The organism is Rhodococcus sp. ACS1 (genome assembly GCF_002300155.1).
GTDB classification, from domain to species: Bacteria; Actinomycetota; Actinomycetes; order Mycobacteriales; family Mycobacteriaceae; genus Rhodococcus_F; species Rhodococcus_F koreensis.
This window is the reverse complement of sequence record NZ_NSDZ01000004.1, coordinates 317,316-336,066: the sequence shown is the minus strand read 5'-3', so window position 1 is coordinate 336,066 and position 18,751 is coordinate 317,316. Positions and strand designations below refer to the sequence as shown.

Annotated in this window: 16 protein-coding genes; 5 read left to right on the top strand and 11 right to left on the bottom strand. The window is 65.7% G+C overall.

Annotated features, from left to right (window positions below; genetic code table 11):
• Positions 1-74: 74 nt before the first annotated feature.
• From CJ179_RS13865 to CJ179_RS13840, 6 genes are all read right to left on the bottom strand, one after another.
• A complete protein-coding gene (locus CJ179_RS13865) occupies positions 75-1,589 on the bottom strand; it encodes a class I adenylate-forming enzyme family protein (protein WP_179377586.1) in 1,515 nt (504 codons plus the stop codon).
• A gap of 215 nt (positions 1,590-1,804) precedes the next feature.
• Entirely contained in the window at positions 1,805-2,995 is a 1,191-nt protein-coding gene (locus CJ179_RS13860) for an acyl-CoA dehydrogenase family protein (protein WP_095861928.1), read from the bottom strand.
• A gap of 54 nt (positions 2,996-3,049) precedes the next feature.
• Positions 3,050-3,832, bottom strand: coding sequence for an enoyl-CoA hydratase/isomerase family protein (locus CJ179_RS13855; RefSeq protein ID WP_095861927.1), 783 nt, complete (start codon positions 3,830-3,832; stop codon positions 3,050-3,052).
• A 177-nt stretch (positions 3,833-4,009) separates the two neighbouring features.
• Positions 4,010-5,284: a MaoC family dehydratase N-terminal domain-containing protein gene (locus tag CJ179_RS13850; RefSeq protein ID WP_095861926.1), complete on the bottom strand. Its 1,275-nt coding sequence runs from the start codon at positions 5,282-5,284 to the stop codon at positions 4,010-4,012.
• A gap of 131 nt (positions 5,285-5,415) precedes the next feature.
• Positions 5,416-6,921, bottom strand: a complete 1,506-nt coding sequence (locus CJ179_RS13845; RefSeq protein WP_095861925.1) for a class I adenylate-forming enzyme family protein — start codon at positions 6,919-6,921, stop codon at positions 5,416-5,418.
• Positions 6,922-6,955: 34 nt separating this feature from the next.
• On the bottom strand, positions 6,956-7,264 hold the full coding sequence (locus tag CJ179_RS13840; RefSeq protein ID WP_373560142.1) for a hypothetical protein: 309 nt from the start codon (positions 7,262-7,264) through the stop codon (positions 6,956-6,958).
• 173 nt (positions 7,265-7,437) lie between these two features.
• On the opposite strand from CJ179_RS13840, the gene CJ179_RS13835 reads away from it, so the two are divergent.
• Both CJ179_RS13835 and CJ179_RS13830 read left to right on the top strand, forming a co-directional pair.
• Complete coding sequence (locus CJ179_RS13835) at positions 7,438-8,196, top strand: SDR family NAD(P)-dependent oxidoreductase (protein ID WP_095861924.1); 759 nt, start codon at positions 7,438-7,440, stop codon at positions 8,194-8,196.
• Positions 8,197-8,374: 178 nt separating this feature from the next.
• Positions 8,375-9,217 carry an acyl-CoA thioesterase II gene (locus tag CJ179_RS13830; RefSeq protein WP_179377585.1) on the top strand — a complete coding sequence of 281 codons (843 nt, stop codon included), beginning with the start codon at positions 8,375-8,377 and terminating at the stop codon, positions 9,215-9,217.
• Between the two features lie 89 nt (positions 9,218-9,306).
• On the opposite strand, the gene CJ179_RS13825 is transcribed toward CJ179_RS13830, so the two are convergent.
• Genes CJ179_RS13825 through CJ179_RS13815 form a run of 3 tightly spaced genes read right to left on the bottom strand, consistent with a single transcriptional unit; the run spans position 9,307 to position 13,453 of the window.
• Positions 9,307-11,601 (bottom strand): acyl-CoA dehydrogenase family protein, encoded by a 2,295-nt coding sequence (locus CJ179_RS13825; protein ID WP_179377584.1) that lies wholly within the window; start codon positions 11,599-11,601, stop codon positions 9,307-9,309.
• A gap of 60 nt (positions 11,602-11,661) precedes the next feature.
• The gene (locus CJ179_RS13820; RefSeq protein WP_095861922.1) at positions 11,662-12,447 is read right to left on the bottom strand and encodes an enoyl-CoA hydratase-related protein; all 786 of its coding nucleotides are present in this window, start codon (positions 12,445-12,447) and stop codon (positions 11,662-11,664) included.
• Positions 12,448-12,457: 10 nt separating this feature from the next.
• Entirely contained in the window at positions 12,458-13,453 is a 996-nt protein-coding gene (locus CJ179_RS13815; RefSeq protein WP_095861921.1) for a nitronate monooxygenase family protein, read from the bottom strand.
• A gap of 283 nt (positions 13,454-13,736) precedes the next feature.
• Between CJ179_RS13815 and CJ179_RS13810 the strand changes: the two genes are divergently transcribed.
• Positions 13,737-14,537, top strand: coding sequence for a FadR/GntR family transcriptional regulator (locus CJ179_RS13810; protein ID WP_095861920.1), 801 nt, complete (start codon positions 13,737-13,739; stop codon positions 14,535-14,537).
• An 80-nt stretch (positions 14,538-14,617) separates the two neighbouring features.
• Here the strand turns inward: CJ179_RS13810 and CJ179_RS13805 are convergent, their stop codons facing one another.
• On the bottom strand, positions 14,618-15,163 hold the full coding sequence (locus tag CJ179_RS13805; RefSeq protein WP_218834817.1) for a hypothetical protein: 546 nt from the start codon (positions 15,161-15,163) through the stop codon (positions 14,618-14,620).
• A 238-nt stretch (positions 15,164-15,401) separates the two neighbouring features.
• Between CJ179_RS13805 and CJ179_RS13800 the strand changes: the two genes are divergently transcribed.
• Both CJ179_RS13800 and CJ179_RS13795 read left to right on the top strand, forming a co-directional pair.
• A complete protein-coding gene (locus tag CJ179_RS13800) occupies positions 15,402-15,977 on the top strand; it encodes a VOC family protein (RefSeq protein ID WP_257015497.1) in 576 nt (191 codons plus the stop codon).
• A gap of 48 nt (positions 15,978-16,025) precedes the next feature.
• Entirely contained in the window at positions 16,026-17,615 is a 1,590-nt protein-coding gene (locus CJ179_RS13795) for an FAD-dependent oxidoreductase (RefSeq protein ID WP_257015496.1), read from the top strand.
• A gap of 89 nt (positions 17,616-17,704) precedes the next feature.
• Here CJ179_RS13795 and CJ179_RS13790 read toward each other — a convergent pair whose 3' ends face one another.
• Positions 17,705-18,688: an NAD(P)/FAD-dependent oxidoreductase gene (locus CJ179_RS13790; RefSeq protein WP_095861918.1), complete on the bottom strand. Its 984-nt coding sequence runs from the start codon at positions 18,686-18,688 to the stop codon at positions 17,705-17,707.
• Positions 18,689-18,751 lie beyond the last annotated feature (63 nt).

Genomic DNA, 18,751 nt, shown 5'->3' with positions numbered 1-18,751 from the left:
GATGTCCCTGGCATCGGCTCGGGACGAGTGAGTGTTTTCGGTGGTGCGGCGTAGCTGATCGCCCGCCGGGATGGTCAGACCCGTGCGGCTTCGATCTCCGCGACCATGTCGAGCAGGCGGCGGCGGTCGATCTTGAGCGACACCCCGCGTGGAAGTTCGTCGACCGCGTGGATGGCGACCGGGACCTCGTAGCCGGTCAACTTGCCACGGGCGAAGGTCTTGAGATCGTCCTCGGACACTTCCTGCGCCCCTTCGGCGAACTCGACCACGGCAATCGGAACCTGTCCGAGACGGTCGTCGGCCCGGCCGAACACACACGCGTCGAGAACGGACGAGTGCGCTCGCAACACATCCGAGACAACCTCCGGGTGAACCTTGAAGCCGCCCCGAATGATCGCGTCGTCCGCCCGGCCGTCGATGTAGAGGAATCCGTCCTCGTCCAGGTGCGCGAGGTCGCTCGTTCGCATCCAGCCATCGGCACCGGCACCGGTCTGGCCGGCCCGCACCTCCAATCGACCCGTCTGGCCGACCGGCAGAACTTCGCCGTTGTCGTCGACGGTCTGCAGGTCGACTCCCGGGAACGGGCGTCCGACGCTTCCGCGCTTCCGCGTCCACCATTCGATGTGCAGCGGCTTGGTCCAGCCGGCAACGGCGCCGGAGAACTCGGTGGCGCCGTACACGATCAGCACGGGAATCCCGTACTTTCCGATGAACTCGTCCGCCAGGTCCGGGCTGACGAACGCGGTGCCCGCGGTGACGGCACGCAAACTCGCCAGCTCCTCGGCCGGGGGGTCCGCACTGAGTAACGAGCGCATCGCCGCCGGGGGCAGACTGGCGATCCTCGGCTTGTGCTCGGACACGGCACCCACCCAGCCCTCCACCGTGAAGCGTGGCAGCAGCACGAAGGGGCGTGCCTCCGTGAGCGCCTGCAGCACGGCCCAGAGGCCGCCGATGTGCACGATCGCCAGGGTCACCAGGGACACCCGCCCGGTGAGCGGTTCCCGATCCGGACCAGCCGCTCCGGTGTGACTGTGCACCGCGGACATCGCTGCGTCGAGTTGGCGCCACGTCAGTGGCACCCGCTTCGGTGGGCCGGTCGTGCCGGAGGTGAACATTTCCACGGCGACCGGGTTCTGCTCCTTCCGAGGAGCCTCGATGGTCACGTCCGGGCCCCCGCAACGCTGCTCGACCACCGATCCGTCGACCGCGAAGCCGACGATTCCCGATTTACCTGCTGCCGAAAAGAATTCCGATTCCGACCACAGTGCCGCGGGCGCCAGAACCACCTGCGGCATCGAGTTGACCAAATCCGTCGTCACCCGAGAGGTGGGCTGCATCGGGTTGAGCGTGACAATCGTGCGCCCCTTCCCGAGGATTGCGACCAGCGCCGCGATCGACTCCACGCGGTTGCCGAGCACCACCCCGATACGCGACCCCTCACCGCAACCGACGCTGCTCAACGCTTCGTCGATGCGCTCGACGAGGACTCGCACCTCACCCCAGGTGAACCATCGACCCTCGTGTTGGATCATGTTCGCGGTATCCGGCGCCGACCACAGGGCACCCAATCCGTCTCTGATTCCCGCCACTGATCGCCTCCAGTTCCGCCGACGAGGAAGACCTGAGCTCCCCCGGCCCGCCCTTCATGGCGCCGCCCCGGCAATTCCGATCGCGCCGAATGGACGCGTACACCTCAAGATAGATCACATAGTTAACTAGGTCAATCTATAGCTTGTCTGACGAACGCAGAAATGGGGGACCCGTGTTCACGGGTCCCCCATGGCGATCGGGTGCAGCGAATACCTCAGCGTGGCATGCGAAGTCCGCGTTCGGCGATGATGTTCCGCATGATCTCGGAACTGCCCCCGGCGATGGTGTAGGCGCGGGCGTACAGGAACTCGTCCTGCCAACGCCCGTGATCGACGGCTCCGGCGTCGCTCTCCACGAGAATGCCTGCCTCACCGCAGAGTTCGATCCCCAGACGCGCGATTTCGACTCCCAGCTCACTGAAGAGCAGCTTCGCCATCGGACCGTCGGATACCCGCTCCGACTTTCGGGACCAGCGACTGATGTTTGCGTACACCAAAGCGGAAAGCGCCTCAACCGAGGCGGACAGGCCGCCGAGCCGTTCCTGGATTGCGCCGTCCTCGATTGCCGGCCGCCCGTTGATCGTCACCTTCGCGGCGAGGTCGACGAGGGCAGCGACGTTCTGACGTAGACGGACCGCATTGGTCGCAACCCCACTCCGCTCGTGCCCGAGGCTGGAGTTCGCGATCGACCAGCCTTGATTCAGCTCGCCGATCAGGGCATCCGAAGGGAGTTCGACGTTGTCCAGAAAGACCTCGTTGAAGTCCGACGTCCCCGTCATCTCCCGCAGCGGACGCACGTCCACACCGGGCAATCGCATATCGACGATGAAGGCGCTGATGCCGCGATGCTTGGGTGCGTCCGGATCCGTCCGTGCAAGCAGATAGCCGAAGTCGGACCATTGCCCGTTCGTGGTCCAGACCTTTTGTCCGCTGACGCGGAATCCGCCGTCCGGGGTCCGTGTCGCCTTCGTTCGCAGCGACGCCAGGTCGCTGCCCGAACTCGGCTCGCTGAAGAGCTGACAGAAGATCAACTCTCCTGAGCGGATGCCCGGCAGATACCTCGCCTGCTGCTCCTCGGTTCCGAAGTCGATCAGCGCATTCGCAACGAGGTTGGCCGCGCCCTGCACGGCGGCGGGCGTTCGTGCGCGCGCGAGTTCCTCGCCGACGACGACGTCCCGCTCAGCGGAGTGTGCGCCGCCCCGGCCGCCGAACCGCTCCGGCCAGGACCCGCCCACGTATCCGGCGGCGAAGAGTTTGCCTGTCCACTCCTTCAGGAGCGCGAGCTCCTCGGGGTTCTCGGCACTCCGCACTCCCGCCTTGGGCGGGATATCGGGAGCATTCGCGGCCACGAACGCCCTGACCTCACTGCGAAACTCTTCGAGTTCGGCGGTCATCCCGTAGTCCATCTCAGGTCTCCTTACCCCTCGCACCGCGGCGGATCGACGAGGTAGCGCACGTGGTCATCGGACCTCGTACTTCCGGGTGGGAACCTCGGATCGAACGATTTGTGCCTTGCCGACCGGATTGCCCAGCGACGTGTAGGACATCCCCGTCGCCAGCGCCTGCGAGCGCGTCGAATCCTTCGACTCCCAGATTGCACGGACGCTACCCTGGATCGCGGCCGCAGGCTTGGACGCGATGCGTGCGGCAAGGTCCTGCGCCCGGTCCCACAGCCGATCCCGGGTCACGATCTCGCTGACCAGTCCGATCTCGTAGGCACGTTGGGCGGACATCCGTTCGTCGAGGCCGAGCAGGACCATCCGCAACACTTCTCCGATCGGAATGCGGTGCGCGAGCCCGATCGGCTCGAGGGCGGCAACCATTCCGTAGGAGACATGCGGGTCGAAGAACTGAGCATCATCGCTCGCCACGATGATGTCCGCCTCGTTGATCCAGTACAGCGCACCGCCGGCCACCATCCCGTGTACGGCACAGACCAGGGGCTTCCAACAGCCGTTCTGCTTGGGCGACAGTTCCGCCCCGGGATCGCGGCGGCTGAACACGTTCTCCGAGACGTATGTACCCTCCTTGACGTCCATGCCGGTGCTGAAGGCGCGCTCGCCGCTGGCCCGCAGCACGATGACGTGCACGTCGTCGGTTTCGGCCGCGTAGTCCCACAGCGTCCGGAACTCACTCCGCATCTCGTTGGTGAACGAGTTCAACCGGTCCGGACGATTCAGTGTGATGGTCAGAACGTGGTCTTCAAGCTCTGCGATCACCGTGGTCAAGCTGCTCAGGTCCACAGTTCCTCCTGGAGAGTACGGGCACACCCATACCTACTATGTTATGGGCAATTCTTCGATCGATCGGACCGCGGATCGCCATCGCCGGATTGGCCGGCGCTGGAGCAGGTCTGCCTGGGACGGTTTGCACGCACGCCCCAGGCAGACCTGAGTTCGAGGGTCCGATCGATCGGCCGGTCACGCCCGATCGGAACGGCGCTTCTCCGCACGCAACTCGCCGTGCCGCTTGAGCATCTGCGCGGCGATCCGCTCCCACTCCGCGGGAGCCGTCGGAAGAATCGCGAGATCGGATGCGCGACTCGGCAACGACACCGTCGCGGTAGCCGGGCAGGTCACCTCGCCGCGCTGACTGGTACCGCGGAACTCGAGGTCGACCAGGTGCCGGTCACCCTCGGTTCGCTTGCCGACAACGTGACCGGTGAAGTAGTGAGTATCGCCGAGGTAGTTGAACTTTCGCATCTGGCTCGACATCGACTCGACCCAGCCGGCGTCGCCGATCCAGTCGGTGAGGTAGTGCGTCAACCAGCAATCGCGCATCATGCCGTAGTCGTACGCGGCAGGAAGGCCGATCGAACGCGCGTACTCACTGTCCCAGTGGATCCGCTGCGCGACATCCGGAATGCCCTGCTCGTTGGGAATGTAGAACGGACCGATGCGCTTGCGGTTCTTGTGAGCCAGGCGCCCGGCGGACGGCGTGTACGGAGCGAATCCGTAGCCGCCGGAATGGAACACCATCATGTCGGTCGCGGTCAACGGCCCCTTGACCATGTCGCCGAGAGAATCGCCGACCTGGACGTCCTCCCAGTAGCGGGTCTCCGCTCCGCGCGGCTTCTCTGCCGCGTAGAGCTCGTCGATCGCCGCGATGTCCTCGGGTGTGTACGTCGCCGCCTCGATCGCGTCGTACTTCTTCCGCTTCTTCGACTCGTGCCGCTCGGTGTGAATCGTGAGCACACGTTGCGCCTGCACGACCTCGGCGCGCTGGTTGAACTGGACGTGGATGCGAGTGACGAGCAACGAGCGGCCCGCGAACTCGGACTCCTTCAGTTCGACCTTCTCGAAACCGTGGAAGGAGTAGATCGTGTCACCGTCGTACACCGGGCGGTACCAGTCGGTGGTGCTGCCGGAGACGAACACGTGGATGCCGCGGAAGGCCGGCCTGCGCTGTTCGCGCGGGACCGAGTCTGCGAGCAGCTCCTGCCGGAGCGCGATGTTGATCATCGGCGGGGCGATCTGACCACCCCAGCGAGTGTCGCGGCCGTACTCCTCGTCGACGAACAGCGGGTTGTCGTCACCGTAAGAGCGCGCGAAGTTGCGAATGACGTCCGGGGTGACCCGGCTGAACTGCTCGCGCTGGGTGACCGCGTGATAAATGCCGACGAGATCCCTGGCCCGCTGGATGTCGGTGTCGAGAAACTCGTAGATCTCGGCTTCGGCCTTCTCCGCCGTGGTCATGGATACCTCCGTGATCGATGGGCGCGAACAGCGTCAGCGCCAGTGAACCGGCCGCGGGGCCGGTGAGACCGATACCCCGCTACCACAGTAAGTCAACTTAGTTATATATGTAAAGCCTAGAGTTGGACGGATCAGGCCGTCGCAGCCCGTTCGACGAGGCGGTCGACGACATGGCGCCGCACGAGCTTGCCGGTCTCCGTGCGCGGCAGATCATCCCAGTAGGCGATTCGTTCGGGAGTCTTACTGCTACGCAGCGCGTTCCGAACGAAGGACCGCAACTCCTCCCCGTCGACGCTCTCGCCGGGACGCAGCACGACCGCCGCCTCGATCCGCTGACCCCACTCCTCGTCGGGCAGTCCGACGACAGCAACGTCCAGCACCGCGGGGTGGCGGAGCATGACGTCCTCGATCTCCGCGGGCGCAATGTTCTCCGCACCACGAATGATCGTGTCGTCCACCCGCCCGCCGACGAAGAGGTAGCCCTCGTCATCGACGAAGCCCTTGTCACGTGTGTCGAAGAAGCCGCGCTCGTCGACCAGGCGCCCGACACCGGCATACTCGGCCGAGACCTGGTCGCCGGCGACACAGATTCGGCCCACCTCACCGGGGCCGAGAACCGCGTCGTTCTCGTCACGAATCTCGATCTGCACGCCCGGGACGGGAAGTCCGACCGAACCGAGACGCGCACGCACGGGCGCGTCGCCCGATCCGATCGCGGCCCGATGCTCGTCCGGACCGAGAACCGCAATGGTCGAACTGGTCTCGGTCAGACCGTAGGCGTTGACGAATCCGACCTCGGGCCACAGTTCCAGCGCCCGCTCGATGACTCGTGTGGGCATCGGCGCTCCCCCGTAGGCGAGGCCGCGCAACGCCGGAACCGACTTGTCCGCATCGGAGTCGACGATTCGCGCGAGCATCGTCGGTACGACCAGAGCGTTCGTGACGCCCTCCTGCCGGACCGTGTCCAACCACTGCTCGGGCGTGAACTGCTCGAGAACCATCGTGCGGCGGCCGGCGTAGAGATTGGTGATCACGTTCGCGACCGCTGCAATGTGATATGGCGGCACGCTCACCAGAGCGGCGTCCGCATCCTCGGCGTTCGCGAACTCGACGGAGCCGATCACATACGACGAGAGATTCTCGTGCCGCAGGAGAACTCCCTTGGGCGCCGAGGTCGTGCCCGACGTGTAGATGACCACCGCCGCACCCTCCGCGTCGAGAACCTCGTCCTCGCCGGCATCGGTCACGTCGGACGCGGACAGTTGCTGCAGCCATTGCGCAGGGGAGCGCACGTTCAGACCCGCGCGCTCGAGCGCCTCCGCCTGATTCGGGTCTGCAATCCCCAAAGCTCGCGGATGATTCGCCAAGAGCGTGTCGAGCTGCTCACGTCCCAGGCGATAGTTCACGGGGACCAACGGCACGCCGGCGCGTGCGGCCGCGAACATTGCCACCGGAAAAGCGGGACCGTTCACCGCCAAATAGACGATCGCATCGGCGCCGGAGTCGCGGATCGCGTCCGCACCCGCAATCGCAAGGTCCTTCAGTCGTGATGCGGTGATGCCCGCATCACGGGTGCCGATCACGACGCGGTCGCCGAAACCGTCCACCGCCATGTCCAGCAACATGGAAATATTCATACGTCACTCCACTCGTCGTTCGGGGCCCGGAACACTAGTCCGAGGAGGGCAGGGGTGTGGCACCCTTGAGCGCGAGTACTCCGCCGCCCAATGCGAGCTGACCCTGCCCGGCCTTGGTGCACAGAACCTCGAGGCCCGACGCCTCGTCGACGTAGCGCTTGCCCATCACCGCACCACCGATGTGCTCAGCATCGATCGACGTCCCGTCCCCGGTGGGGGTCTTTCCCTCCGACATAGGGACGCCACCACACGTCAGCGTCACGTCGCCCTCGACGGGACGGAGCACGACCAGGGTGGTGGTGTCGACTGCACTGGCCAACGACTGACCGACCTTGAGAATCACGATTCCTCCATTCACGGGGTGAGCTGTACGACCGTGGGAGCCGGTCGTGTCGATGCCCTGGGTGGCGCGCCGACTACTTCAGTAGGGTAGCGCGCGTCACATAGTTTAGATAGTACTATAAGTGCCCTTAGATCGATTTCGTGGAACCTCCTCACCGTAAGGACATCGTTGGAATGAACATCATCGGCAAGAAGGCCGTCGTCGTCGGTGGCGCGTCGGGCATGGGGCGGGCGACCGCCGAGGCGCTCGCAGCGGGAGGCGCCCAGGTCGCGATCCTCGACCGCGAAGGCAGCGCCGGAAAGGACGTCGCGACCGAGATCGGCGCGATCTTCCACCCGATCGACATCACCGATCACGAGGGTGCGGAACAGACACTGGCCGCCGCCGTCGCCGATCTCGGCGGCCTGCACATCGCGGTGAACACCGCCGGCGGCGGGACCGTGAAGAAGACCCTCGGACGGAACGGCCCCCACGACCTCGAGAGCTTCCAGAGGGTCATCGACCTCAACCTTGTCTCGACGTTCAATCTGAACCGGCTCCAGGCCTTCCACATGTCGCACAACGAGCCCGAGGACGACGAGCGCGGCGTGATCGTCAACACCTCCTCGATCGCGGCCTACGAGGGCCAGATCGGCCAGGTAGCGTACAGCGCCGCGAAGGCCGGCATTGCCGCGATGGCACTGGTCATGGCCCGCGACCTCGGCCCGCAGGGCATCCGCGTCCTTGCCATCGCCCCGAGCCTGTTCGCGACCGGCGCCACGGCCAAGTTCACCGCCGAGCAGGTCGCTCCGCTCGTCGAGGATGCGGCGTTCCCCAAGCGCATGGGCCGACCCGAGGAGTTCGCCAAGCTCGCACTCGCCATCGTCGACAACCCGATGCTCAACGGGCAGGCCCTGCGCCTGGACGCCGGTCAGCGATTCGCGCCCCGCTGATCGACCTGCCAAAGCTTCTTTCGCCGTGGCCGATTCGGCTCGCATCGACAATCGGCCACGGCGCCGCCCGGCCCGGGCACAGATTCGGCCACGGCGCCGAATCTGTGAAACAGTATGAGGAATTGCCATGCCGCTTCCACACGGGGCCGAGTCCCTGACATCACTCAGGCGCCCTCCCGTGGGCGAGATTCTCACGCTCGCGCAGCTCGACAGGGACCTGTTCCGCGGTGAATCGCATACCGTCGCCCGCCGCATCTACGGGGGCCAGACATTGGGCCAGGCACTCGTGGCGGCCGGCCGGACCGTCGACGGCGACCATCACCCCCATTCGCTGCACGGACACTTCATCCACCCGGGTCGCTCAGACCTCCCGGTCGACTACCGCGTCGAACGCGTCCGGGACGGCGGCAGCTTCACCACTCGTCTCGTACGAGCGGTTCAGAACGATCGAACCATCCTGTTGGCGACCGCGTCGTTCCATCGTGACGAGCAGGGCCTCACCCATCAGGACACGACCACGACACCTGGCCCGACCCCGGAGGATCTCCCCCGCTTCGAGCACAGCCTGAGCGCCTCCGATCTGGGCGATGCGGAGTGGCTGCGCCGACTGCTCGTCAACGTCGGCGTCGAGTTCCGATTCCCCGGCGAGTATCCCCGCGTGGCGAACCGGCGCGGCGAGCAGCTACCACCCCGGCAGCGCGCCTGGGTCCGGACCCCCGGAGTTCTCGACGACGAACCTCTGGTTCAGGCAGCGGGATTCGCGTACTGCTCGGACCTGTTCCTACTCTCGGCCGCCCTACCTCCGCATGCCCGGCACATCGACACCCCCGGGCTGAAACTGGCAAGCCTGGATCACACCGTCTGGCTGCACGCACCGTTTCGCGCGGACGAATGGCATCTGTACGAGCAGCACGGGTACTGGATGGGCGGCGGCCGCGGCATCAGCAGGGGACGTCTCTACAACCGGGACGGCATGCTGCTGGCGAGCACGATGCAGGAAGGACTGCTGCGGTTCCGCTGACGAAGCATCGGCCGCCCGGTCACACAGACCATGCCCTCAAAGCTCGGCGAGCGGCGCAGCCAGACCCCGTCGAGGGGCGTTCCCTCCGCTCATCTGACGCGGTCGAGCAACTTCGTGACCGCCCGGTCGCGCATCACCTCGGGCCGACTGAGCCAGGCTTCGTTCGCAATCGCCCTGCGCAACAACAGATGTGCGGTGTGCTCCCACGTGAATCCAATGCCGCCGTGAATCTGGACGCACTCTTCGCTCGACCGCACCGCAGTGCTCAGCGCCTCGGCCGATGCGAGTTCTGCGGACAGGACCGCATCCGGGTCCACGCCGTCCCGATCCGCTGCCGCGAGAACCTGCCCACGTGCGCCCTCCGCACCGACCAGTAGGTTGGCGCACCTGTGCGAGATCGCCTGAAACGACCCGATGGCCTGCCCGAACTGTTCACGCTGCCCGGCCCATTCGACGGCGAGGGCAAGCGCGCGGTTGGCAACGCCGACGGAGTCCGCCGCGACCAGCAACTGCGCCACCCGACGAGCCGCAGCGAGCGCGTCTGCGACGAGGGCTCCCACGGCCACCACCGTTGCCGGTGTCGCGTCCAGGGCGACGATACCCACCGTCGCGGTGATGTCGATCGAGTTCTGGACGGTGATCGAGGCCGCACCCGGTTCCACGGTCGCCAGCAGAAGTTCACCGGTAGCGGCATCGGTGGCGAGCACGACCAGGATGTCGGCGACCGGAGCGCCGGCCACTCGCTCGACGACACCGGTCAACCGGCCCGCGCCACACACCGGCAATTCTGTGTCGCAGACCCAGCCGCCGTCGTCGACGGGTGCGACGAACGCGGCGGTGGCTCCCTTGATCACGGCTTCGGCCGCCCTGTCTGCACCAGCCGCAAGGAGAACCTCCAACGCGATTGCGGTCGGCACCAGCGGCACCGGAGCAAGGCGGTATCCGGCCTCCTCGACAGCCGCGCAGAGCAGCCGCAGGGGTGCACCGCCGCCGCCGAGTCGCTCCGGAGCGGCCAAACCCGGCAGCCCGAACTTGACCAACTCGTCCCAGAGCCCGATGTCGTAGTCACCCGGCGAGGTCTCCCGGGCGAGGAGGTTTTCGGTCTCGACGTACGAGGAGATCGCCGAGCCGAGGACCTCCCGAAGCGCTGCTTCGTCGCCCTCCGGCGCCGCGAGTGGCCGACCCGGCGTGACGGCCGGGGCACGCCGGCCCTCTCCACGGTGCGACGGCAGCCCCAACACCCCCTCCGCGATCGTGTTCCGCTGGATCTCGGCGGTGCCCGCGCCGATGGTGGTGGCCCGCGACATCAGGTAGCCGTAGGTCCAGCGGCCGCTCTCGGCGGTGCCCTCGGACCGCGCACCCAGTACGGCGGCACTGCCCGTCAACCGGAGGGCGAGCCTGTGCAGATGCTGTTCGAATTCCGACTTGACCAGTCGGTTGACGGAAGCGACACCCCCCGGGTCCTCCCCCCGGAGGACGGCCTCGAGTGCTCGCGCGCTGTTCGCCGCGATGCTCCGTACGGATGTCTCGATCCGGGCAATCTCCTGGCGGATCACGGGATCTTCGGCGTATCCCCGATCGACGGCCAGTCGAACAACCTTGTCGACGGTGCCGCGGTAGCGGAACTCGTCGGCGAGGAACGCGGTGGCACGCTCGTGCCCGAGGGAGGTACGCATGATGGACCAGCCCTGCCCCTCGTCGCCGAGCCGATTGGCGACGGGGACCTCGACATCGTCGAAGAAGACCTCGGCAAAGTGATGGCCGCCGGCCGCATCGCGAAGCGGGCGAATCTCGATGCCCGGCGAGTCCATCGGGATCAGCAGGTACGTGATACCCGACGTTCCGCGACCGGCAGGACCGGTCCGCACCAGTGCAAAGATCCAGTCGGCCCTATCAGCCTTCGTCGTCCAGATCTTCTGGCCCGTCACACGGTAGACATCGCCGTCACGAACGGCCCGGGTCGACAGTGACGCCAGATCACTACCGGCCCCCGGCTCGGAGAACCCCTGGCACCAGAACTCGTCGGCGCGCAGCAGCGGCTCGAGGAACCGATCCTTCTGCTCCTGCGAGCCGTGGACGATGATCGTGGGGGCCACGATGAAGGACATCGCACACGGGTGTTTCGGTGCACCGGCAGCCGAGACCATGCGGTAGTAGTCGAGCTGATCGTCGAGCGAGAGTTCCATTCCACCGACCTCGACGGGCCAGCCCGGGGCCGCCAAGCCGGCGTCGACAAGCTCGGACTGCCACGCTGTCGACGCGTCGAAGCGATCGCGTGACGTGGCCGGTCGTGGGCGCTTGCGATACTCGTCGAGCAGTACGGACAGCCGGGACCGCCAGTCACCGGTGCGAGCGTCGAGCACCGCCGTGGATGTCTCTTCCACCGCGCCACCTCCCTTGTTCGTTCGGTACGGAACTGCATACCGGGAATGAAAGTTTTTGTGTCAGCTCTTCTGACCGCGCCGACTACCGAAGCGCTCACTCACGTCGCTTCCGTTCGATCGGAACGTCACCGCGGCCTCCGCCTCGAGACTCAGGGCGTGCGAGAGAGAAACGCCCGCGCCTTCCTTGAGCAGTCGCAGCATTCGCTGGATCGCCGCGGGGTGCCCGTCGGCGATGCGGTGCGCGATCTCGAGGGTGCGCGCCATGAGCGATTCGTGCGCGACCACTTCGTTTGCGAGGCCGATTCGGGCGGCGGCAGCACCGTCGATCGGCTCGCCGCTGAGGACGAACTGGATCGCGGCAGGCAGCCCGACCATCCGCGGCAGCATCGCACTTCCGCCCCAGCCGTTGAGCAGCCCGATCTGTGCGTGAGTGTCAGCGAATTCGGCGCGGTCCGAGGCGACGATGAACGAGCAGTTCACCGCGAACTCGTAGCCACCGGTGTAGCAGGGGCCGTTGACCGCGGCGATCACCGGCTTCGAGATGCCGCGCAGCACCTGGGTGGGCGTCGGCCCTTCGGTTCGTGGCGACGGACCCGAGAGCGCCTCGGGGAGGTCGACTCCCGCGGAGAAAGATGTTCCGGCACCGGTGATGACGACGACGCGGACCTCGTCATCGGTATCCGCCCGCCACAGTTCCTTCTTGATCGCCTTGCGCATCGCCCGATCGATGGCGTTGCGCCGATCGGGCCGGTTGAGGGTGAGAACCGTGACGAACCCGTCGCGTTCGACGAGCAGCGGCGGCTCGTGCGGATCTTCGGTAGTGGCTTCGACAACCGCTTCGCTCATCGTGTCCCCCTCAGATCGCGGCGGAGGCCGCGGGAACGAGAACCACGTCACGCGAGAGGTCGAGCAGACGCGCCTCGGCGTCGGCGGCGGTACGCCGAACCACCTCACCCGCGGCCGGGATGTCCCTGATCAGGCCCTGGACGACACCGACGGTCCAGATACCGAACTCCGGGTCACCCTCCTCGTAGACCTTGCGGCCTCGGGTACCCGCGACGAGATCCTTGACTTCCTTGAAGCGTCCACCCTTGTTCAGGATGTCGACAACCTCTTCGCTGACCGAGTTGCGGGAGGCACGCATCGTGTTGCGGAGCTGACGGAAGATCAGCTGGGTGTCGAGCTCGGAAGCCCCGACGATCTGATTCTTGATGTTCTCGTGAATGGGGCTCTCCTGCGTGCACATGAACCTGGTGCCCATGTTGATGCCGTCCGCACCGAGCGCGAGAGCAGCCGCAAGGCCGCGGCCGTCGGCGAACCCACCGGAGGCGATGAACGGGATGGTCAGCGCGTCCGCCGCCGCCGGAATGAGGACGAGACCTGGCACGTCGTCCTCGCCGGGATGTCCGGCGCACTCGAAACCGTCGATGCTCACGGCGTCCACACCGATCCGCTCCGCCTTGAGCGCGTGGCGCACGCTCGTGCACTTGTGAATGACTTTGATGCCGTGTTCCTTCAGGTGCTCGACATGCACGGTCGGATCCGAGCCTGCGGTCTCGACGATCTTGACGCCGGACTCGATGATCACCTGGCGGAACTCCGCGTACGGCGGCGGGTTGATGGACAGCGTCAGGGTCAGGTTCACCCCGAACGGCTTGTCCGTCATCGCCTTACAGCGTTCGATCTCCTGCGCGAGAGCATCCGGGGTCGGTTGAGTCAGTGCGGTAATGACACCGAGACCACCGGCGTTCGACACTGCTGCGGCGAGTTCCGCGCGGCCGACCCACATCATGCCGCCCTGCACGATCGGGTGCTCGACCCCGAATTCCTCGGTGAACCGTGTCTTCAACATTGCTGCTCCTAGGCGCGTGCCGGAGATCCGGCGGCAGGTATCACGGTGATCCACCACACCGTCGACGAATACAAAGCTAACATAGTTGACTATGTTGGCGGCTGCAAGATCGTGATCGGACGTCACCCGATGGCAGGCACCCGCCTGTCACGACGAAAGCGCGAACACTCCGGCCAGGTCCGAGGAAAAACCACAGGTCAGGACCGCATTCAGCACGACCGGTACGCTGGGGTGCTTTACTGAGTACTCATAGTCACCCTTGAAAGCGAAGGTGTACGCACCCATGACCGATGACGCCACCGTTGCGCCAGTCTTCGAGCAGCGCGCACTCTCGACGCGTGCCATTCGCACTCCGAAAACTGCCGAGTTGGTTGCTCTCAAGCTCCGCCGAATGATCGTCGACGGCGAACTGAAGGACGGCGATCACCTCCCGCACGAGGCCGAATTGATGGAGCATTTCGCGGTGAGCCGACCGACGCTGCGTGAGGCGGTTCGAGTGCTCGAGGCCGAACGCCTCGTCGAGGTCCGCCGTGGGTCACGCTCCGGCGCCCGTGTGTGTGTACCCGGTCCCGAAGTGGTCGCACGGCCCGCGTCGCTCCTGCTGGAGCTGTCCGGCGCCACCGTCGCCGACGTCTTCGTCGCCCGAGAGGCCATCGAACCGGCCGCGGCTCGCATCCTGGCAGAATCCGGCACCGAGGACGACTTCGACGAACTGGAGAGGCTGCTCGACGAGGAGGTCCCCGCCGCCTTTGCGGCGGGCGACTTCGGCCCCGCCGCTGCACGGTTTCACCTCCGGATGGTCCAACTGTCCGGCAACGCAACGCTTGCCCTGATCGCCGGCATGCTCCACGAAATCTTCGAGCGACACACCACCAACGTGGCCCGTGAACGCGCCGTCGCCGATGCCGAGGCCGCCCACGAGCGCTACAGGCTGTTCGTCCGTTCCCTGCGACGGCTGATCAAGCTGCTCCGCGACCGCGACGGGGACGGTGCCTTCGCCCACTGGAACAAGCACATGAAGGTGGCGCGGACCATGACGCTGCCCGGCAATGAAACGACGCAGGTCCGAGACATCCTCGACTGACACCCGAGCCGGGGCCCCGACCACACACCAGCCGCCGTCCCCCTCACGCTCAGCAGGTGCCCGACCTGGTCGAGGCGACGTCAGACGACGTCGCCTCGGCCGGCCCACTCGGTGGCTCGGCGCTCGAACTCCTGGAATGCGGACAGCGCCCTGGCGACGACCGCCTCGACCTGTTCGGGCTCGGTGTCGAGACACAGCTGCATCACGACGTGATGGGGCCCGTCGGCAGGCATGAGTTCGGACGCGAGCTCCCTGTCGATCAGCCCGGACCTGATGGCACCTTCGCACGACTCGGAGAAGGTCTCCGGCGTGCGCCCTGAGCTCGCCCGGGAAACGTGGCAGTTGATGTCGAATGCCATGTCCGTCAGGTTCGCGAGAACGCGTTCGATCACCAGGCCGGCAGTCGAGTTCCGCTCCAGGAGCTCCACGTCAACGGAGCCGATGGCTTCCACCTGCCGGAGGGCTCGCCGCATGGTGATCAAGATGTGATCGATGCGCTCGGAATCCGATCGAGAGTATGCGTCTCGCGACGACCGCTCGGCAGCGTCGGAGAGCGCAACGCCGGAGGGGGCAGTGGCCACTCCCGCATCCGGAGTCCTGCTCGATGCGACATTCAAGGTGTTCACCCCCCCATGGTGGAGCCATCCCGCGCACCAGTCAACATTCGGAGCTCGGATACCTCGCCACGCATGCCGATCTCCACCCGGAAATATCGGCGATTCGAATCCTGTTCCGCCAGATGGCATGAGCGGTGGACCGGGTGACCCGACAGGACGACAGTGGAGACGATGTGGACTTGGCGTTCCGAGCGCGCTGTCGGATGGGTCCACGCGCGAACATTAAAGCCGAGGGCGAGGATTCATTGTGAAGTCGTTGAGCGATCTGATGCGCAACTGCATGCAGCTGGGATACGTAACCGAGGATATCGATGCCGCGGCAGCGTTCTTGGAGACAAGCCTGGGGACCGTCCAGTGCGTGAAGAGCTATCGATCGTCATTGGGCCGGACACTCGACGGGGCTGCACACGGCGATCCTTCGGCCACGGATCCGGGCGCACTCGAGGGATCATTCGTCGTCGTCGATGGTGCGGTTGCCGAAGAATGGGTGATCGATGTTGCTCTGGTCAACGCCGGAGCGACCAACATCGAGATCATCCGGCCGGTGGGCGGTGCGGTGGACCTCTACCGAGGCAAGCTCCGCGCCGATACTCCGGCGACCTTCCACCATGCAGGGTTTCGTGTCGACGACTTCGACGAGGCCTCCGCACTGGTGGCGAGAAGTGGTCGAACGTGGGCGCAGTACGGAGTCAGTGGTGGTATCCGGTTCGGATACCTGGACCTGACTGCGGAACTCGGACACTTCATCGAGGTAATGGAACTCGACGAGGCGAGCGCGAACATGTTCGCGAAACTGGAAATGGCTTCCAACTCTGTCAACTGATCGTCAGGTCGGTCTCGGGGCTTCCCGCGACGCAGGAAAGGAATGAAATTGCAGAAGAATGAGGCTGACGACGTCTACGACGTCATCGTCGTCGGTTCGGGTGCTGGATTGGTTGGTGCGCTTGCCGCAGCGTCACGTGGGCTCCGAACACTCGTCATCGAGAAGACCGAGTTCATCGGCGGCACCACCGCCTACTCGGGATCGGGATTATGGCTGCCGGGCAACGCTGCCGAGCGTCGCGCCGGGTTGGATTCGGGACCGGACCAGGCCCGTCCCTACCTCGACGCCATCGTCGGTGAGGACGCACCGTCGGCTCTGCGGGAAGCTTTCCTGCGGGCCGGTGCACCCATGATCGACGAACTCGAGAGCCATTCGTGGCTGGGACAGTTCTTCTGGCTGGGCGTACCCGACTATTTCGAGAAGGCGCCGGGCAGCTTGGCCGGTGGCCGCACGATCTTCCCGGAACCCCTTGACCGTTCGGCCCTGGGAGATCTCGAGCCGTTGGTGCGCCGTCCGCAGTGGGCCGAACGCTCCGGCGCCCACCCCGGCGACGTGATGACCGGTGGGCAGGCACTGATCGCTCGCCTGCTGCTCGCGTTCACGGAAACCGGAAACGGGTCGATCCGGACGAACACGCCGTTGAAGCGGCTCGTCGTCGAAGACGGTCGGGTCGTCGGCGTCGAGGCAACCTCCGACGGAGATTCGATCACGTTGCGCGCCCGGCGCGGTGTCATCCTCGCGGCCGGTGGCTACGAGCGCAACGGAGAGTTCCGTCAGAAGTACCAACCGGAGGTGACGGGCGAATGGTCCCAGGGAGCACCCGGTAACACCGGCGATGCCCTTGTCGCCGGAATGGAGATCGGTGCCGCAACGGATCTCCTCGAAGAAGCCTGGTTCGCTCCCGGTCTCGTGGTTCCCAACGAACGTCCGGTGTTCTACACCTCTGTGTGGAGCGGAATCTGGGTCAACGACGCCGGTGAGCGCTTCATGAACGAACGACTCCCGTACGACAGGGCCGGCCACGAAATTCTTCGTGCACAGCGGAATTCGGATGTCTCGCACATCCCGGTTCACTGGGTGTTCGATCAACGCCAGTTTGACAACGAGCGGGCATTCTCCTCACCGCCGGTGGCGCCGCAGTCCACGGACTGGTTCGACATCGACAAGTTCTTGGCGGCCGGCGTCCTCCAGAAGGCCGACACCCTCGAGGAACTGGCGGAACTGATCGGCGTCCCAGCCGGAACGTTGACGAAGAGCGTCGCACAGTTCAACGAGTACGCACTCAGCGGGAAGGACGAAGCGTTCGGTCGAGGCGACGCGCCGTGGGACCGAAACATCGTCAATACGTGCGGCAGCCATGAGGACGGACCGAATCCGTGCCTGGGTTTGATCGGCAAGTCGCCGTTCTACGCCGCGCAGATCGTGTTGTCGGACCTCGGGACGAAGGGCGGACTGAAGACCGACGAGAACTCCCGGGTTCTGCGCGAGGACGGCTCCGTCATCACCGGCCTCTACGCGTCGGGTAACACCATGGCGCCGATGACCGGGCGGATCTACCCGGGTGCGGGCGGCCCTGTCGGATCGTCCATGGTCTTCTCCTACCTGGCCGCACTGGACATGGCTGACTCGAACGGCTGATCGCCGACCCACCCAAAGAACTGAGGGCCCCCGAGGTTGTCATCCTCGGGGGCCCTCAGGTTTCCTGATTGTTTCAGTCCGAGTCGGGCTCAGGCAGCGTCTGTCGAGTGCCCAGGGAAGAGCGAGAGTGTGGGGTCCAAAGCAACGGCCGCATTGTTGACTGCGGTGGCCACCTCACCGAACCCGACCGACATGAGCCGGACCTTCCCGGTATAGGAGGTGATGTCGCCGGCGGCATAGACACCTGCCGCCGTCGTCTGCATACGGCTGTCGACGACGATCGTGCGACGATCCAGATCCATACCCCATTCCGTCAGCGGTCCGAGATTGCTGATGAAGCCGAGCGCGGCGACCACCGCATCGACGGGCAGAACCCGAGGGTCGTTCTGACCGTCGATGCGAACGTGGGCCCGCTGCACGGTGCCGTTCCCGTGGAGCGACTCCACCTGTGCGTCGGTGATGATCTCGACACCACTGTCGTTCAGTTCCCGGACGCTCGCCGCATGGGCCCGGAACGCGCTGCGGCGATGGACCAACGTCACCGAGCGGGCGATCTTCCGCAGTGCGAGGGCCCAGTCCACTGCACTGTCCCCGCCTCCCACGACGAGTACGTCACGGCCGGCATGTTCCTGCGGGTCCGGCACGAAGTAGCTCAAGCCACGCTCGAGAAACTCCTCGCCTGCCGGAAGCGTCCGCGGAGTGAAGGTCCCGATACCCGCGGTGACGATCACCGCTCCGGCATCGATGACGGTGCCGTCGGACAGCGTGACAACCGGTCGGCCGTCCGGGGAGTAGGCAAGAGTGACCGCTTCACGCCCCAGGAGATAGACCGGTTCGAACGCGTCTGCCTGCGCCTTGAGCGCAGCGACGACCTCCCGCCCGAGTGCCCCCGGGACAGCAGCGATGTCGCGGATCTCCTTCTCTGGGTACAGCGCGGTGATCTGTCCACCGCACTGGGGAAGGGCATCGACGAGCACGGTGGACAGTCCGCGGAAGCCCGCCGTGTATGCGCCGAACAGTCCGACAGGACCTGCGCCGACGATGAGGATGTCTGTGGTAACGGTCTCGGCCATGGGCCGTCCTCCTGAAGTATGGCAATGATGACCGGGTCTGCCGGCCTGACCGGCGGCAGACCC

Coding starts and splice junctions, on each gene's coding strand:
- CJ179_RS13850 (WP_095861926.1), bottom strand. CDS start 5,284: ATGACCACGGCGGAGAAGGCCGAAGCCGAGATCTACGAGTTTCTCGAC.
- CJ179_RS13860 (WP_095861928.1), bottom strand. CDS start 2,995: ATGGACTACGGGATGACCGCCGAACTCGAAGAGTTTCGCAGTGAGGTC.
- CJ179_RS13820 (WP_095861922.1), bottom strand. CDS start 12,447: ATGAGCGAAGCGGTTGTCGAAGCCACTACCGAAGATCCGCACGAGCCG.
- CJ179_RS13810 (WP_095861920.1), top strand. CDS start 13,737: ATGACCGATGACGCCACCGTTGCGCCAGTCTTCGAGCAGCGCGCACTC.
- CJ179_RS13835 (WP_095861924.1), top strand. CDS start 7,438: ATGAACATCATCGGCAAGAAGGCCGTCGTCGTCGGTGGCGCGTCGGGC.
- CJ179_RS13845 (WP_095861925.1), bottom strand. CDS start 6,921: ATGAATATTTCCATGTTGCTGGACATGGCGGTGGACGGTTTCGGCGAC.
- CJ179_RS13815 (WP_095861921.1), bottom strand. CDS start 13,453: ATGTTGAAGACACGGTTCACCGAGGAATTCGGGGTCGAGCACCCGATC.
- CJ179_RS13790 (WP_095861918.1), bottom strand. CDS start 18,688: ATGGCCGAGACCGTTACCACAGACATCCTCATCGTCGGCGCAGGTCCT.